Annotated in this window: 15 protein-coding genes; 3 read left to right on the plus strand and 12 right to left on the minus strand. The window is 28.2% G+C overall.

All coding sequences use genetic code 11. From position 1 onward, the window contains the following. Nucleotides 1-5: 5 nt before the first annotated feature. Nucleotides 6-2,711 (plus strand): methyl-accepting chemotaxis protein, encoded by a 2,706-nt coding sequence (locus HRT41_04680; GenBank protein ID NQY23304.1) that lies wholly within the window; start codon nt 6-8, stop codon nt 2,709-2,711. Between the two features lie 14 nt (nt 2,712-2,725). On the opposite strand, the gene HRT41_04685 is transcribed toward HRT41_04680, so the two are convergent. The 6 genes from HRT41_04685 to HRT41_04710 all read right to left on the minus strand — a co-directional run bounded on the left by HRT41_04685 (nt 2,726) and on the right by HRT41_04710 (nt 8,136). Then, a complete protein-coding gene (locus HRT41_04685) occupies nt 2,726-3,358 on the minus strand; it encodes a sel1 repeat family protein (protein ID NQY23305.1) in 633 nt (210 codons plus the stop codon). Further along, nucleotides 3,355-4,377: an alanine racemase gene (locus HRT41_04690; GenBank protein NQY23306.1), complete on the minus strand. Its 1,023-nt coding sequence runs from the start codon at nt 4,375-4,377 to the stop codon at nt 3,355-3,357. Before HRT41_04690 ends, HRT41_04685 begins: the two co-directional genes overlap by 4 nt. A 65-nt stretch (nt 4,378-4,442) precedes the next feature. After that, nucleotides 4,443-6,269 (minus strand): excinuclease ABC subunit UvrC, encoded by a 1,827-nt coding sequence (uvrC, locus tag HRT41_04695; GenBank protein NQY23307.1) that lies wholly within the window; start codon nt 6,267-6,269, stop codon nt 4,443-4,445. 209 nt (nt 6,270-6,478) lie between these two features. Next, entirely contained in the window at nt 6,479-7,087 is a 609-nt protein-coding gene (locus tag HRT41_04700; GenBank protein ID NQY23308.1) for a Crp/Fnr family transcriptional regulator, read from the minus strand. A 76-nt stretch (nt 7,088-7,163) separates the two neighbouring features. Continuing rightward, a complete protein-coding gene (locus tag HRT41_04705; protein NQY23309.1) occupies nt 7,164-7,784 on the minus strand; it encodes a cupin domain-containing protein in 621 nt (206 codons plus the stop codon). Nucleotides 7,785-7,842: 58 nt separating this feature from the next. Further along, nucleotides 7,843-8,136: a hypothetical protein gene (locus tag HRT41_04710; GenBank protein NQY23310.1), complete on the minus strand. Its 294-nt coding sequence runs from the start codon at nt 8,134-8,136 to the stop codon at nt 7,843-7,845. A gap of 299 nt (nt 8,137-8,435) precedes the next feature. On the opposite strand from HRT41_04710, the gene HRT41_04715 reads away from it, so the two are divergent. After that, nucleotides 8,436-8,597 carry a hypothetical protein gene (locus HRT41_04715; protein ID NQY23311.1) on the plus strand — a complete coding sequence of 54 codons (162 nt, stop codon included), beginning with the start codon at nt 8,436-8,438 and terminating at the stop codon, nt 8,595-8,597. Nucleotides 8,598-8,617: 20 nt separating this feature from the next. Here HRT41_04715 and HRT41_04720 read toward each other — a convergent pair whose 3' ends face one another. Beyond that, complete coding sequence (locus HRT41_04720; GenBank protein ID NQY23312.1) at nt 8,618-9,139, minus strand: porin family protein; 522 nt, start codon at nt 9,137-9,139, stop codon at nt 8,618-8,620. A gap of 176 nt (nt 9,140-9,315) precedes the next feature. Here HRT41_04720 and HRT41_04725 point away from each other — a divergent pair, with 176 nt between their 5' ends. After that, nucleotides 9,316-10,020 carry an SOS response-associated peptidase gene (locus tag HRT41_04725; protein ID NQY23313.1) on the plus strand — a complete coding sequence of 235 codons (705 nt, stop codon included), beginning with the start codon at nt 9,316-9,318 and terminating at the stop codon, nt 10,018-10,020. Here the strand turns inward: HRT41_04725 and HRT41_04730 are convergent. The 5 genes from HRT41_04730 to HRT41_04750 all read right to left on the minus strand — a co-directional run bounded on the left by HRT41_04730 (nt 10,015) and on the right by HRT41_04750 (nt 16,661). Then, complete coding sequence (locus tag HRT41_04730; GenBank protein ID NQY23314.1) at nt 10,015-12,000, minus strand: EAL domain-containing protein; 1,986 nt, start codon at nt 11,998-12,000, stop codon at nt 10,015-10,017. The two genes, HRT41_04725 and HRT41_04730, sit on opposite strands and share 6 nt — an antisense overlap. Before the next feature lie 5 nt (nt 12,001-12,005). After that, nucleotides 12,006-12,863 (minus strand): sulfurtransferase, encoded by an 858-nt coding sequence (locus HRT41_04735; protein NQY23315.1) that lies wholly within the window; start codon nt 12,861-12,863, stop codon nt 12,006-12,008. A gap of 144 nt (nt 12,864-13,007) precedes the next feature. Then, nucleotides 13,008-14,897, minus strand: coding sequence for a hypothetical protein (locus HRT41_04740; protein ID NQY23316.1), 1,890 nt, complete (start codon nt 14,895-14,897; stop codon nt 13,008-13,010). A gap of 698 nt (nt 14,898-15,595) precedes the next feature. Beyond that, nucleotides 15,596-15,940: a hypothetical protein gene (locus tag HRT41_04745; GenBank protein ID NQY23317.1), complete on the minus strand. Its 345-nt coding sequence runs from the start codon at nt 15,938-15,940 to the stop codon at nt 15,596-15,598. Between the two features lie 118 nt (nt 15,941-16,058). Then, entirely contained in the window at nt 16,059-16,661 is a 603-nt protein-coding gene (locus HRT41_04750; GenBank protein NQY23318.1) for a hypothetical protein, read from the minus strand. Between the last annotated feature and the right edge of the window lie 115 nt (nt 16,662-16,776).

A 16,776-nucleotide genomic window follows, 5' to 3' on the forward strand; every position in this document is an offset into this window, starting at 1 on the left:
ATAAAATGTTTAAAAATATTTCAATAAAAGCAAAGGTACAATTATTGGCAATAATACCCAGTATCTTTTTAATATTGTTAGCTTACAAATCTATTATGGGGGATTATACTAAGGTTGAGAAACTTAAACGCTTAAATACTGGTATTGAATTATCCATTAGAATTTCAGCGTTAATTCATGAAACACAAAAAGAAAGAGGAAATACTGCTGGATATTTATCGAGCAAGGGGCTTAGTTTCTCAAATAAACTTAAACAACAAATTACACAAAGTAATGAAAAATTAAAAATATACCATGATTTCATTAATACGAATGATATGGTATTAATTTCTCAAAATACAAAAAATTTATTAGATGATGTTTTACTTGATATTAATAGAATGCCTTCTATTAGAGAACAAGTAGCTTCTTTTAAATTAAGTTTAGGACAAGCGTTGTTTTATTATACAAATATCAATACAAAACTATTAAATATCGTGATAGAAGTATCTAAAATATCCGATTCTTCAGCATTGTCTCAACAATTATCTGCTTATTCCAACTTTTTATTAAGTAAAGAAAGAGCAGGTATTGAAAGGGCTGTTGGTTCAAGTGCTTTAAATAAAGATGCTTTTACAAATGCTTTAAAAATGAAATTTACAAATCTTATTTCTGCTCAAAAAGCCTTTATGAATAACTTTTTACAATATGCAAATGAAAAAACGAAAGAAAAATACCATTCACTCGTAAATACGGAAAAAATAAAAGAAGTTGAAAGTATTAGAAGTGTTTTATTGCAAGCAGGGGAAAAACATTTATTAGTATCGAAAATGAAAGATTTACTTGCTATCAATGGTATTGTAGATAATATGAATGCTTACCATATTAGCAAAGATGAAACTTTTAAAAATCAAGCTAAAAAAAATTATATTGCTTTTAAAAACTTAGTGCAAAAATACAAAACACTTAAAAATACAAAACAAGAAGAACTTTTTTTGATTGATAAAATTGATACCTATCTTCTTACGAATATGAAACAAACAAACAATAGTTATACTAATAATGACAGTATTAATCAAGCATTAAAAACACTGGGAACTTCTTTATTTTCAGTGAAATCTTTATACTGGTTTGAGACCATATCTGTAAAAATTAATGCTTTAAAAAAGATGGACGATTATTTAGCTAGCGCTTTACTTAAGGGTATAAAAAAAGAAAAAGCTCTGGCTGATTCTTCTTTTTATCTTATTTTATTTTCAAGCATTTTCTTTTTTCTTTTTGTGGTAATAATGGCAGGTATGTTTATTAAATCAATTGCAAAATCTTTAGATGAATTTTCTTTAGGTTTATTGAGCTTTTTTAGATATTTAAATAAAACAGATTCCAAGATATCACTTTTACATGAAGATAAAAGCAGTGAAATAGGAAAAATGTCAATTGTTATTAATAAAAACATTAAAAAAGTACAAAAAGACTTAGAAGAAGAGAAATATGTGATGGATCAAACCATTACAGTACTTCAAGATTTAGGAGAGGGGGATTTGTCTCAAAGAATTAGTCTAAGAAGTTCAAATCCTTCTTTAAATGAATTAACAAAACTCTTAAATAAAATGGCAAGTAATTTTGAAAATAATATAAACAATGTACTTAATGTTTTGGCTGAATACTCTTCTTATAATTATATGAATAAAGTTGATACAAAAGGAACGAAAGAACATTTAGAAAAACTAGGACTTGGGGTGAATACTTTAGGAAACTCGGTGACAGAAATGTTAATTTATAATAAAAAAATTGGTTTATCTTTAAACAGTTCTTCTGATTCTTTATTAAACAATGTTGATATTTTAAATCAAAATTCAACGGCAGCTGCCAGTTCTCTTGAAGAAACTGCTGCTGCTTTAGAAGAAATAACCTCCACAATTGTAAGCAATTCAGATTCAATAGCAAAAATGAGCGAATATGCTACTTCTTTAACGCAATCTACAAAACAAGGTCAAGAATTAGCCAATAAAACTATGATAGCGATGGATGAAATTAACAATCAAGTTTCTTCTATTAGTGAAGCCATTAGTGTTATTGATCAAATCGCTTTTCAAACCAATATTTTATCATTAAATGCAGCAGTAGAAGCAGCAACAGCAGGGGAAGCAGGAAAAGGGTTTGCAGTTGTAGCTCAAGAAGTAAGAAACCTTGCCTCACGCTCAGCTGAAGCTGCCAATGAAATCAAAGCGTTGGTTCAAAATGCAAATAACAAAGCCAGCGAAGGAAAAGAAGTATCTTCTTCTATGATTGAAGGATATTCATTATTAAATGAGAATATTATTAAAACCATTGAGTTGATCAAAACAGTTGAAGTTTCATCTAATGAACAAAAAGCAGGCATAGAACAAATTAATGATGCGGTTAACAAACAAGATCAGCAAACACAACAAATCGCAAGTGCAGCAAATGAAACCTATGATATTGCAATGGGGACCTCAAATATATCTAAAGAAATTGTGCAAAGTACCAATGAAAAAGAATTTATAGGAAAAGAGAAAATTGTATTGGAAAATACAATTCCTTCAAATACAAGCCCGAAAATTACTTTTGCACCTGAGCTAAAAGAACTTGAAACAAAAAATGTTAGTAGAAATAATACAAATAGTATGCAAAAAGAATTGAAAAACTATGCGGGTAATAATACTGCTTTTATTGAACAAAAACAAGATGAAGAATGGGAAAGTTTTTAACCTTCTTCTAAAAATTAGCGATGTGGTTGGGTGTAAAAATTAAACTTCCAACCATCATCTCTTGGGTATTTATCTAAAGAGAAGTTTTTCCAAACTTTTTTGCATATAAATAAACCCCTCTCTTTACCCACTTTTGCAAAAATATGGGCTCTTCCAAAGTTGAGAGAAACACCTTTTCCATTTGCATACATATATGCAAGATTACAATTGGCTTTTTCATACTTCTTTTTTGATGAAGCTTCATAATATTTAACGGCTTTTTTATAGTCTTTTTTTACTGTTCTTCCATACGTATATAAATTTCCCATCATATTTAAAGCAGCTGCTTGTCCTTCTTTTGCAAGAGCATCAAATATTTCAAAGGCACGTTTTGGATTATAATATTTTGTATTTTTATTTAAGTAAATGACTCCAAGATTATATTTTGCTTTTTTATGCTCCAAAATGGCAGCTTTTTTTAAGTATAAATAGGCTTTTTTATAGTTTTTAGGAACAACATTTCCTAAATAATATGTTTTTCCTAATTCATAATAGGCTTCAACATCTTTTATTTCTAAGCGTTTTTTATAATAATCAAAATCTTTTTTATTTATTATGTTTGCTTGCAAAAAAGAAATAATAAATAAAAAAGAAAATAGTAGTTTCACCTGATTTCTTTTTTAATAGAAGGTTTTAATGATGTAAGTATTTCATATGAGATGGTATTATTAATTTTAGCAAGCTCTCTTACATCATTAAACAAACATACTTCATTCTCTCCGCACGCTAATGATATATTATCCATTGAGACATTACCTAACAAATTATAGCCTTGAGCTGTCTTATATGCTTTATTAGAGTTATATCTAAAAAATCCATCGCCATATCCAATATCATAATTGGATACCATCATATCGCAAGGAGCTTCGAAAGTAGAAGAATAACCAATACGTTGTCCTTTTTTCAATAATCTTGTTGAAATCTTTTTTGCCCAGAGTTCTAATACGGGTTTTAACTTGGGTACGTTAAAAACACTGTTGCTTTCTAAGTAACCATATTGAGCAATACCAATTCTGGCAAAATCATCTTCATAATTTTTACTTCTAAAAGTAGCGCTTGAGTTAGCAGAATGAAACTTAGGAATAGCTAAAGAAAGTTTTTCACATAATGTGAAAACAGTTTTTTTAACTCTTGCGAAATTACGGCGTTGCCAGTAAAAATCACTGGATAATTTGTCTGCACTACGGTGATGAGTGTAAACACCTGTAAGTACAAGATTTCTTCTGCAGATACCTAAAATAGCTACCTCTATGTCCTTTTCCTGTATTCCATTTCTGTGCATTCCTGTGTCAACTTTAAGGTGAACCTTCGTGTTTTTAGGAAGTGTATTGATGTCAGATAAATCATTGATTGTGATGTGAAAAGCATGTGAATAAGTAGGGATATTAGTATCAGCAAGAATTAAGATTTCTTCAAAAAGGGATTCTATTACTTTGGCTTCATTGAAAAATTGTACTACAGCTTTCGTTATACCGAACTCTTTTGCTAAGGTAGCCATTTCTAATAAACCATGTCCATAAGCATTATCTTTATAAACTACTGCAATTTTGTCTTTTGAACCCAGGTGATTGCTAAGAATTTGCAAATTTGCAAAATAATTTTCTTTGATTAATACAATTTTTGACATAAGAAACCTTTTGTTAATAAAATACTGTTTTATGACTATGAAAATAAGAGAATAGCATTATTCTCTTATTTAAAGTGATTAAATACTAAATCACTGTCTTTTTTATTTAAAACCTCTTGCAATTTTAATGAGTTTGCTGTTTTAATTTCTTCAAAGGTTCCAAAATAGGAAAGCAGTTTTTTTACTTTTCCTTCTCCTATTCCTTTGATTTGCAACAAGGATATTTGTTTATCTTCTGTTCTTTTTTGTTTTTTATGAAAGGAAATAACAAATCGGTGAGATTCGTCTCTTAGTCGTTGAACAAATTGTAAGCGTTGGTCACTTGGTTTTAGTTTCAGTTCAATATATTTCTCATTTTTTCTAAAATGAAGAATATCATGTGCACTTCCTTTGGCTCTGTGTGACTTTGCATCAATTTTTTCTTTTGAAATAGCTATGGCTTCAAGATTAACCCCATGTGAAGCTATTAAATCATGTGCCAGTTTTAATAAAGTAGATCCCCCATCTAAAATCCATAAATCAGGAGCTTGATTTTTTTCAAAAGATTCAATTCTTCTTAAGAGTACTTCTCTCATTTGTCCATACTCATCTTTTGCTTCCAGATTATAGTGTCTGTAATCACTTTTAATCCAGCCTTCTTGCCATACAACCATAGCACCAACTGTAGCTTGTCCCATCATATGAGAATTGTCAAAAGTTTCTATTCTATTAGGTGTCGTTTCTAAAGAAAATAAATCTTCTAATTTAAGATAAATATCTTCTGAGCTTTTAGTAGCTTCCAAGCGTAATAATTCACTACAATTGTTTAAAGCAATGGTCATTAAAGCATATTTTTTATCTTTTTTAGGAGAAATAATAGCTATTTTTTTATTAAATTTAGAATATAAGAATTCTTCTAAATACTCTTTTTCATCTAAATCAATGGCTACTAGTATCTCTTTTGGTAAAATCGGTATTTCATTGTCATAATAATTTACAATAGCTCTGCTATAGGCTTCATTTAAATCCAAAGAAGAGTTGTCTTCTAAAAAATTGAGTTTAATAAAATCATAAGAAGAAGAGGTTAGTTTTCCTTCTCGTATAAATAAACGTACTACCACTGCTTTTTTTGGTCCTGCTTTAATAGCAAATAAGTCAATATTCTCTCTTGTAGCTAAATCCATTCCTGATTTAATTTCAGATTTTTTGATGGTTTTTATTCTATCTCTCATTTTAAGAGCATCTTCAAATCTAAATTCTTCTGAAAACTTTTCCATTTTAAGTTTTAGTTCTACTATCAGTTTTTTTTTGTTATATACATATTCCAGCGCTGTTTTTATAAGAGAGGAATACTCTTCTTTTGTTATTTTTCCTTCGCATGGGGCATGGCATTTTTTTATTTGATAAAATAAACAGGCTTTTTTGCCTTTTACACAGGCTTTTTTTTGCACCAATGGAACCAAATCATAAATAGAAGCCAACATATCTCGAGCCCCAATTGAATAAGGTCCAAAATATTTAATATTTTTGCCTTTATATACTTTTCGTGTGATTTCCAAACGAGGAAAATCTTCATTATAATCAATATAAATATAAGGGTAGGTTTTATCATCGCGTAATAAAATATTGTATTTGGGTTTAAGTTGTTTAATTAAAGAGTTTTCAAGTATTAAAGCATCATTCTCATTGGGTGCAATAATCCACTCTAATGAAACTACTTCGCTAATCATTTTGAAAATTCTAGGACCTAATTTTTCAGCAGGAGCTAAAACAGGGCTAAATTTAAAATAAGATTTTACTCTGTTTTTTAAAACTTTCGCTTTTCCTATATAAAGAAGTCTTCCATTTTTATCAAAGTATTGGTATACACCAGCAGAGGTTGGAAGTTGTTTGAGTTTTTCTTCTAAAGTCATAGCGCATTCTACCAAAAAAACCCAAAAAACCTTTGTAAAGTTGCGCCTTTTATCCTATTTCTGCGTTAGAATTTATTTTTGCTTACTCACATACTACAGTATGCTCGCAAGCAAAAATAAATGCTGCCTTGAACTAGAATAAAATTCACAGCTTTACAAAGGTTTTTACAAAACTAGAATTTAAAACTAGAATTAATAGTTAATGCCACTTATTTTAAAAGCAGTATTTTACCTCTTTGTAGTTCTATGAATTGTTTATTTTTTAAGTCTTTTAATACTCTGCTTATTACTACTCTTGATGTGCCTAAATGATTGGCTATTTGTTCATGGGTAATGGTAATAGTATTACTTTTATGTGAGCGTAAAAAATCCAGTATGCGGCTATCAAGTCTTTTAAATTTTATATCTTCTACTAAGGTGGTAAGCGCTGCAAATCGAAGGGTAAACATAGAAAAAATAAATTTTTGATACTTCATTGAGTTAATCATAAGGTACTGTATTGTTTCTTTGGGAATCATCCAACCTTTAATATCGCTACTTGCTTCAGCCGTTGCAACTGCTTTTGTTTCTGACAGGGTGCTTGCAATATTCACAATGCACTGTTCTCCTTGACAAAAATCATATAAAGGTATGGATTCATTAGTAGAAGTACTAATTGAAAGTTTGACACTACCTTCTATTAAATATAAAGTATCTTTACATATATCATCTTCATAAAACAGTATGGTACCTTTTTTTACTTCGACATATTTTGAGCTAGCTTTTATCTTATCAACGTCTTTTTTATCTAAATCCCTAAAAAAATCAAATGCTTCCATATCTTAACTCGCTTTTATTTATTTAATAGTATACAGAGATATATGCTGAATGTAAATGAAACTAATTTCATTTTTCTTATACTAAATGTCCTGTTTTTACAAAAATAATTGTTTCTTCTTCCACATAAGGAAAATGTTTACTTAGGTGAGGACTACGTGTCCAGTTTCCTTTTTCATAAGAACCATGTTCATCTATAAATATACCACTTAATACAAATATTTCTTCTCCACCCCAATGACTGTGTGAAACAAAACGCTCATTCTTGGGCCATTTAACCAAAGCTGCATTATCCCCTAATCCCATTACTTCCAAGTTTCCATGTCCTTTTGACCAAAAAGAAGTATTTGTATTAACAATACATTGCTCATCATCACTAAAATAATTTTTTTTGCGAAATAATAAACAAGAACTTTCACTTGAAACAAATTTCTCTCTTTCTTTGGGTAGTCTTAGATAAGTACCTTTTTCAAATGAGCCAAATTCATTAATATACGTGCCTTCAAGTACAAATATTTCAACACTGTTTATTAGAGATGAATCATCATTTTTTACAGAATTTTTATTTATTTTAATAAGGGCAGTTTCTTTTATCCCCTCTTTTGACAAAATCTTTTTACAGACATTTTTATTCTTTAATTCTTCCCATTTTAATGTATTTGAATTAATTGAGACTCTTTTTTTATAATTGTTGTTCATAATTTACCTTTGTTACTCGTTCTTTAGAAAAACCCTTCAAAAGAAAGGTTTTTAGCCTCTAAAACACAGAGTATATTCTTATTTCTGGGCTTTCTTCTAATAGTGGTGTTAATTCATTGACTACATCATTAGAAAAAATTTTACTTTCTAAATATGCTTGTGCGTTATTTACTGAATCAAAGCCATGTAATACTTGTACATCTTCATTTCTTATTAATAAGTCTTTTGATTTTGCACCTTTTACTTCCGTTAAAAAGGGTGCTTTATATTTTGTATAAACTCCTACTGCTGCTTTTCTGTTTGTTTCATTTATTTTTAATGTAATCTCTAAAAATGTTTTTGACGTGTTCATTGTTTTTCCTTTTTTAAGTTAATGTTTAAAATAATCATTTTCTAAAAATTCTTATTTCACCTGGATTTATATGTAAAAACAATTGTTCTTTTTTTGTTAAGCTTTTTACGATTTAATTATAGAGATTTTTTTTATTTTTGTCTGCAACATGTGTTACATAGAAATAAACGATTGGGGTGTAAGATATAAGAGCCAAATTAATGAAAGCATAATTTATGAATGTTAATCCGAGTATTCTTATATAATTTTATTTATATATGTTTCTGTTATGATTGCAATAATATAAAAAAAGGATGTGTATGTTTGAGTTAGAGTTTTTTATTTCTTTGATGATATCAGCAGTAATAGTATATTTTATTAGAAAAAAATTGGCTGCTAGAAAAAAAGTGAAAGAAGATTTTGCACCATTGAGACAAAAAGATATTAAAAAACGCCTCAAAAAAGAGAAGCGTTTAAAATAAGATTGTTTAACAATCTTATTTTAGAATTTATATTTTGTTACAAATAAAATATTGTTTGAACTTAAATCATTGTCTGAGTTTGTATCTTTGTATCTGTACTCTAGACCTAAATCAAACTCTTTAGTTAAAGCATAATTTACTCCAAGCATTGCTTGATATACAAAATATGTCTCATCATTTTCTCCGCTATCAAACTTAGCACTACCTAGTCCTAATCCAGCATAAGGAGTAAAATCAGAATCTAAGTTGAGATTATAAAAGCCATTAATCATTAAATTATTAGTTTTGCCAGTGCCATTCACATTAGTATCAACATTTCTCCACTTATTCTTTTCATATGTGTATTCAAGTTCAATATCAAATTCTTGTATTTTAGTTCCTATTGCAAGAGTTAGTATTGATTCCCCTGAAAAATTAACACCCTTTACATTTGAATCTACACTAGATGTTCCTAAACCTAATTTTACATACAACTCTTGTGAAAAAAGACTTGTACTAAGAGCTAGACTTAATAAACTTGTAATCGCTATTTTTTTTATCATTTTGTTTCCTTTTAATTTGTGAAATAATATTAAAAGTTCTTTTAAAATAAGCTTAAAAGTTATCACTATAATTAATTTGGTAAAAAAAGAACATTAATAGGTGACTTTTATAGCTGTACTTCTTTCTCTTATTTGTATATTTTGAAATTATGCTAAAATTCTTTAAAAAGAGAAATATGCCTGGCCGTTTAGTTATATATGATGATAGACCCTTTAAAGAAGACTGTAAAAATCTAATACAATTAGATATGGTACAAAAGCTTACTCCTTCTTACAATATAGCTCCTACTCTTGCTCTTCCCGCCCTTTTAAACAATGGCAACTATTTATACGGACATTTTGGTTTTTTACCTTCTTGGGCTAAGGATAGGACTTCTATGAATATAAATGCAAGGAGTGAAAGTATTTTTGAAAAAAAAACCTTTCGTGAAGCTTTTAAAAGCAGACGTTGTATTATTCCTATTAATGGGTTTTATGAATGGCAAAAAGAAAATAAAGAAAAAATACCTTTTTATGTTTCATCTTCTAAGAATGAGTATTTAGCACTTGCTGGTATTTGGGATGAATGGTTTGATAAAGATTTAAATATGAAAATAGTAACACTTGCTTTAATTACCTGTGATGCCAATACCAAACTAGCTAAAATACATCATAGAATGCCAGTTGTATTAGAAAAACAAGATTTTCAAACATGGTTAAATTCCAGTGATATTCAAGAATTAAATAAAATGTTTAGAATATATGAAAGCTCGAATATTAAGATGCAAGAAGTAAGAAAAGAAATAAATAAAGTTTCTTTTAACGAAGTTTCTTGTTTAGATGAAGTAGATAAAAAAGAAGAAATCAAAGAAGAAAAGATTTCTTCTCTTTTTGATTTATAACCACTCTTTTAAGGGTTTTGGTTTTCCTAGGAAATAACCTTGCCCATAGGTGATTCCTATTTTTGTAAGTTCATCTACATCTTCTTGTGTTTCTACATATTCAGCAACTGTTTCTTGTTTTTTCAAAGTAGCAATTTCATGTATGTATTTTATAACTGCTTTATCCATAGGATCATTGTGCATATCTTTAATAAAAGAACCATCTATTTTTATAATATCAAAAGGAAGACTTTTCAAATATTCAAAAGAGGCCATTCCTGTACCAAAATCATCCAATGCCAAACCAATGCCAACACTTTTTAACCAAGATATAAATTCATTGGCTAAAGAGAAATTTCCAATAGCTGAGGTCTCTGTTACTTCTAATTCCAATTTTTCCCAAGGAAAATCAAAATACTCAATGGCTTCTTTTATTTTTTTCTGGAAAGTAGGGTTGTTTAAAGAAGCACCATCTAAGTTAATATGTACAGAGTGCAAGTTTTTTAAATGTTTTTTATCTTTACTTACTTTTTCTAAATAAGTCCATAATACATACATATCAATATCACACATTAATTGATATCTATTGGCGGTAGGTAAAAAACTATCAGGTGGAATAAAATTTCCTTCTTTATCCCACATTCTAATTAATATCTCATAAGAATACTTTTCACTTTTTTCTTGTAAAGGAACAATAGCTTGAGCAAAGAGCTCAAATCTTGAACCTTCTTCTCCTGCTAGAGCTTCTTTAATATTAGAAGCTGTTTGTACTTCAGCATCAAAACGTTTAGTGATTTCATCATTTTTTTCATAAATATAGGCTGTGTTTTTTCCAAGAGTTTTTGCTGTATATAAAGAACTGTTTCCGATTTTTGTTAATTCTTTGAGTGTGTATTCATTGGCTTTAAAACAAACCACCCCAATACTAGAACTAACACTGTTGGCTTTTTGTTCCCATACAAAACGATAATCACTTAAGAGTTGAACACTTTTTTCAATGAGTTCATTTAATTCATCTTTTGTTTTAATACTTAATAAAACAACAAAATGATCTCCATCCACTCTTGCAAAAACAGAATCATCTTTTAGGGTTTGCGCATAAGAATGAGCAATCATTTTTAAGAGTTTATCTCCTGCATGATACCCCAGTGTTTCATTGATTAATTTGAAGTTATCAATATTAATATTTAACATACAATATTGGAGATTACTATCGCTTCTTAACATTTTTTTCAGCTCTTTTTCAAAATAAAAACGATTAAAAGTTCCCGTTAATTCATCATGACTGGCTTGGTAAATTAGTTGTTGAGAAGAGGTAAAAATTTGTTTCATCATGGTATTAAAACCATCGAATAATTCTTTTATTTCATTTTTCGCCTGTGTTTTTAGAGGAGTGATTTCTTCTTTTGTAGGATCATATGAAGAAATAGAATGACTTAAAAGTGCAAAAGGTTTAGTATAACTCTTACTTAAATATAAAGATATGAAAAAACTTAAAATCAATGCAAAAGGAAAAATCAAAAAGATAATAAACAAATCTCTTTTTTGCCTTTCTTGGTATTGTTTCAGATTCATATTTAATATAGTATGCCCAAAAGAATAATTATCAGCAGAAATATCTTGTTTTATATATAAATTGTCTTGAGTGAAAAATATTTTATTTTTTACCAGTTGATCGTGGTACATAAAAATGGCTTCTGTTTGTTCATATTGATAAAGCTCTTTTGAATCATTGTCATAAACAACCAAACCATCAAGATTTTCAAAGCCTGTTAAACGATAATTTATATCTGAGAATTGATCGGCATTAGAAGCTATTATTACTTTTAATAAATCATTGTTCAAGGATTTAACAAGGGTTTTTGCTTGATCTATTGCCAGATGTTCTCTGTCTTGTTTGTACAAACGCTCAACTATGAATAAAGTACTAGCTTCAATAACAATAACCAAAAAGGTCATTATTAAAATAAGTTGAATTTTTAGTGAAAATTTAGCCCACATAATCGTTATTTTGACAAATTAGTTATAGGCAAAGAATCATCATTTCCCCACTCTTTCCAAGAAGCATCATAATTAGATACATCATAACCTAATTCTCTAAGCGCAAAATAGTTCATAGCAGCAACTCTTCCAATGTCACAATATACAACTACTTTTTTATTTTTATTAAGACTTTTATAGGTTTCTCTTAGTTGTTTTTTATTTTTAAGTACTTGATAATTATTAGAATAATTTATATTGTGTGTTGCCGCAATATGTGAAGCTGATTTTATATGACCAAATCTTTTTGCCGCAGATTTTTTTCCAAGATATGCATCATAAATACGTGCATCAACGATTTCAACATTGGGGTTTTTTGTAGCAATTTGTGTTGTAAATTTTGTAGCTAAACGTTGATTATTGATTCTTACAATATAGTCACTTTTTTTTATATCTCGTATATTTGTTTGAATGGGATTTTTTGTATTAAGCCACTGTTCATAACCTGCATTTAAAAGTTTTACATTTGAAAATCCATAAACTTCAAGTGTCCAGAATAATCTTGCAGCATCAAAATAGGTACCATTATCATAAATAATGATTTCATCATTTATATTTAGACCTAAGTTTCTGATTATTGTTTGCATTTTATTAGGTGCAACTACTTTTCCATTTAGCTCTTGATGTTCATATGTCAAGTTTATTGGGAAGTTAAGGGCATTTTTAATATGGCCTTTTAAATAATATCGTTGACTTCTTGTATCTAAAATTTTATAGTTATCAAGATTCTTATTTAATTCTTCTTGATTTATTCTTAAACTTTTTGCTTCTAAAGCAAGATTCAAAAATAAAAAAAGCAATATAAGTTTTGCAAATTTTTTCATAATAGTCCTTTTACGTTATTATACATAAAACAATTTTAAAAGAAATAAATATTATTATTTATTTCTTTTGTTGTTTTACAATATCAGTTGATATTATTAAATATTATATAATGCAATTGTTTGTTAAGTGTTAAGGAATTAATTTTAAAAACTTTCCCATGTTTCATTATTATCTTGAATGCTTTCTTTTTTTACACTTGATTTTGTTTTCACAAGAATAGTATCTGTCGTTTTTACAATATTTTTTGAAGATAAAGCTTGTACTTCTTCCATGTTTTTTGCTTTTACGTCATCTTTTCCTGGGAACTCTTTTTTATTAGCATCGCTTACAACTACTTTAGCAATAGTATCTGTTTGTTTGGCAACATCATAGGTTCTGTTTGATATTTCTGCATTTTCTTGTGTTTTTTGATCTAAAGCATTAATGGCATCATTTATTTGTTCAATACCCGTTTTTTGTTCTGCACTTGAATTTTCTACATCTTTAATAAGTTCAATGGTTTTTACAATATTGTGTTGAAGTCCTTCATAACCTTTTATCATATTAGAAGTAATGTTTTTGCCTTCTTTTGCTTTGTTTTTAGCATTTTCAACAAGTGTTTTAATTTCTTCTGCTGCTTGAGCCGATCTATTTGCTAGATTTCTAACTTCTTGAGCAACTACTGCAAACCCTTTTCCTGCTTCCCCTGCTGTTGCTGCTTCTACTGCTGCATTTAAAGATAAGATATTGGTTTGAAAAGCAATTTGATCAATAATTAAAATGGCATCATTAATAGCATTTACTTCTGCATCAAGTTGATTCATAGAAGTACTTGTTTCTTCTGCTTGTTTTTCTCCTTTTTTGGCGGAGTTTTCTAATTCTTTGGCATAAGAAGCCATTTTTGCAATGCTTTGAGAATTTTGTACAATGTTTGAAGTTATTTCTTCAACAGCTGCTGCTGTTTCTTCTAAAGCAGCAGCAGAGGTATTGGCATTTGTATTTAGTAGGTCCACATTTTCTAATAAAATATCCGTACTCTCATCTAAAGTAAGGCCATTGGTTTTGTTTTCGATTAGCATTTGAATGCTTGCTTCTCCTAAAAAATTAATACCATTGGCTAATTCTAAGATATGTTTGGTAATACCCTTCGTTTCTACTTTTGGGTGGTAGTTAAATTCACTGTATTGTTTAAGAACTAAAAGAATGTTTTCTATATTATTTTCAAGATTTGAACCCATTTGGTTTAATAATGAACTTAGTTTTTGCAAAGAAGGATTAGACGTTGTATTAGATACTCTTTGCGATAAATCTCCTTTTTCAAATTCATTAAGAATAGAAATAGTTTCATCAATGACTTTGTTATCTTCTTCAATTATTTTTTGTGTTTTTATGATATTTTCATTAACAACGAAGGACATTTTTCCAATTTCATCATGACTTAAAATATTTAAATGCTCTACTTCTTTTTTTTCTTTATTTAAATAAGCAAAAAAACTGAGTAAACCTTCTTGAAAAGAGTTTAGGGGTTTAATAATAATTTTATTAATAAGTACGTAAATCATAATAGAAATCAATACTAATAAAATAAAAGCAATAAGGACAATTTCAATACCTAAGGCTTGAGGTACTTCTAATACTTCTATTTCATCAATTTCTGATAATATTGCCCATTTTATGTCTTTGGATATTTTAATGGAATCATAGGCTGATAAAACAAGGTTATTATTGTAATCAAGGATTATTTTTGTATTGTTTTTTCCTTTGAGCGCAGCTAGTGAAGCTTCTGTTTTAACCTGTCCTAAGGCAGTGTTTGAAAAAGATGCTTGTACCGTGTGGTTTTTTGGATCTAAATAGGAGTCACTTCTCATTAAAAAGTCTTGCCCTACTAAATAATCTTCTTGTGATTTTCCATAACCTTTTCTGAAGTGCATAATATCATTAATGTCTTTATTTGAAATTTGAAAAACAATAATTCCTTTTATTTCCTCATCTTGAAAAAGAGGAGCGCCTAGGAACATGGTCGCTTTATTGTTATTAACGCTGTATTTTTGCATATCAATAAAAGTGGCTTTTTTGTTCTCTAGGGTTTTTTTCCAAATCAAGGCAAGAGGGCTGTTTTTTAAATCACCAAATTTTAAATTACTTCCATAATCACTTAATTTAGAAGCGCTATATAAAACATGGCCTGTACTTGCATTGATTAGATAGATATCGTTGTATCCATACTCTTGTACAAAATTTTGAAAAAAGTTTTCATGGGGATCTGTTGCTTCTTTAACACTTATAATACTGACATCAAATTTTTCATCTTCTTCGACATCCAAATCATCAAAAAGATTTCCCAAATCATATAATAATTCATCGGAATTAGAACCTTTACTTAAAACATTGATGTCTTTGATTCTTTGCTCAAAATAATTCTTTACTTGTTTGGCTTTATTATCTCTTGCAGATCGTAAAGAATCATAACTTTTTTTCATAAGAGATTCTTTGGCTTTATTAACCGAAACATAACCCAAAACGGCAGATAAAAATGCCAGTGAAAAGAGGGTGATAAACAGTATCTTAGATTTAATTGTGAGGTTTTTTAACATGATAGATTTCCTTAGCCCATAGTAATAATTAATGTAATTAGTTTATCGAAAAAAAACAAAAATAATACGTACAGGGACTAAAATTTCAATTATTGTAAGAATAATAATTTTTAAAAACATTATTAATGAATTTTAAGATAAAAATAATTTATACGTTCTTAATGAAGAAAACAATACTTAAAATAATCATGTGTAATATAATGTTCATAATGATCAATGTCATGATACGATATTGTAGATATCTCAAGTTCTTTAAAAACATCTTTTATTACTGAAATAGCCTCTTTATCAGCAGAGTAAATAATAGATTTATTTCCCATATTTCCAATTATAATCTTATTTGTTCGTGTTAATATTGTACTAATATTTGTATCCCAATATTCTGCTAATGCATCAATTTCAGATAATTCTTCTGAACGATGATCCCAGTTAGAACATAAATCTGGTAATAATCCACACGTTTTTATATCATCAAAATCTAAAGTAATTCCATGCAGTTTCACAATAAACTCCTTATTTATTAGTTATATAAACTATTTTATCTAAGATTTAAAAAGATAATTTGTATAATAATTAATTAGTTTTAAATACTAAGAATTATTATAGTTAATTCTTTTATCTTTAAGAATTCATGAAAATAGCCAAAGATAGAAGTGCAAGAATCAGAAATATTAGTTTAAAGGGTATTTTCCCCTTATTTTCTTGTTTCTTTTTTAAGGCATTTTCTATGTCTTCTTGTGCCTGTGTAATTTCTTGTAAAAAACATCTACAATAAGCAGAAGTACAAGTATGCTCCAAAATTTCATTAATATCTTCATCAATAGAAAAAACACGCTCGCTTAGGCTTTCACAGCCTTTACAGGTTTTTTCATCACAAGAGTGTTTTAGTTTAAAATACAAAACTCCTGATTTTTTAAATTCATCAATGCTTGTTTTTTTGTATTCAAGTGTTCTGATTTTATGAAATAAATTTGATAAAAGTGACTTTGGATTTAATCCAAGTATCTGTTCTTTTTCAAAAACATTAATAAGCTCTTTGGTAAATTCAATATTGTTATCTAATTGCAGCTCTTCTTTTTCTTCTTTATTTAAAAGGTTTTTACTTTCATTTAGATTAATAGTGTGCTCAATATGTTGTTTAACAATTTCTTTTGTACTTTGTTTAAAATAATGCTGTTTATCAAATTCTTGATTAAAAAATTTATCTAAAGAAGCAGTTTTCATAATAAATCCTTATAAATATAGAGTAAAACGTACTACTTACTCTCTATATCATATCAAAGTAAATATAAATTTTTGAATAAAAATAATATCTAATAATAAAATTAGATATTATAAA

This window comes from Campylobacteraceae bacterium, assembly GCA_013215945.1.
Taxonomy (GTDB): domain Bacteria; phylum Campylobacterota; class Campylobacteria; order Campylobacterales; family Arcobacteraceae; genus NORP36.

What these genes read in the sequence shown, in the direction of transcription:
- HRT41_04680 (NQY23304.1), top strand. Translation starts at nt 6, where the DNA reads ATGTTTAAAAATATTTCAATAAAAGCAAAGGTACAATTATTGGCAATA.
- HRT41_04690 (NQY23306.1), bottom strand. Translation starts at nt 4,377, where the DNA reads ATGTCAAAAATTGTATTAATCAAAGAAAATTATTTTGCAAATTTGCAA.
- uvrC (NQY23307.1), bottom strand. Translation starts at nt 6,269, where the DNA reads ATGACTTTAGAAGAAAAACTCAAACAACTTCCAACCTCTGCTGGTGTA.
- HRT41_04700 (NQY23308.1), bottom strand. Translation starts at nt 7,087, where the DNA reads ATGGAAGCATTTGATTTTTTTAGGGATTTAGATAAAAAAGACGTTGAT.
- HRT41_04705 (NQY23309.1), bottom strand. Translation starts at nt 7,784, where the DNA reads ATGAACAACAATTATAAAAAAAGAGTCTCAATTAATTCAAATACATTA.
- HRT41_04710 (NQY23310.1), bottom strand. Translation starts at nt 8,136, where the DNA reads ATGAACACGTCAAAAACATTTTTAGAGATTACATTAAAAATAAATGAA.
- HRT41_04715 (NQY23311.1), top strand. Translation starts at nt 8,436, where the DNA reads ATGTTTGAGTTAGAGTTTTTTATTTCTTTGATGATATCAGCAGTAATA.
- HRT41_04720 (NQY23312.1), bottom strand. Translation starts at nt 9,139, where the DNA reads ATGATAAAAAAAATAGCGATTACAAGTTTATTAAGTCTAGCTCTTAGT.
- HRT41_04725 (NQY23313.1), top strand. Translation starts at nt 9,316, where the DNA reads ATGCCTGGCCGTTTAGTTATATATGATGATAGACCCTTTAAAGAAGAC.
- HRT41_04730 (NQY23314.1), bottom strand. Translation starts at nt 12,000, where the DNA reads ATGTGGGCTAAATTTTCACTAAAAATTCAACTTATTTTAATAATGACC.
- HRT41_04735 (NQY23315.1), bottom strand. Translation starts at nt 12,863, where the DNA reads ATGAAAAAATTTGCAAAACTTATATTGCTTTTTTTATTTTTGAATCTT.
- HRT41_04740 (NQY23316.1), bottom strand. Translation starts at nt 14,897, where the DNA reads ATGCAAAAATACAGCGTTAATAACAATAAAGCGACCATGTTCCTAGGC.
- HRT41_04750 (NQY23318.1), bottom strand. Translation starts at nt 16,661, where the DNA reads ATGAAAACTGCTTCTTTAGATAAATTTTTTAATCAAGAATTTGATAAA.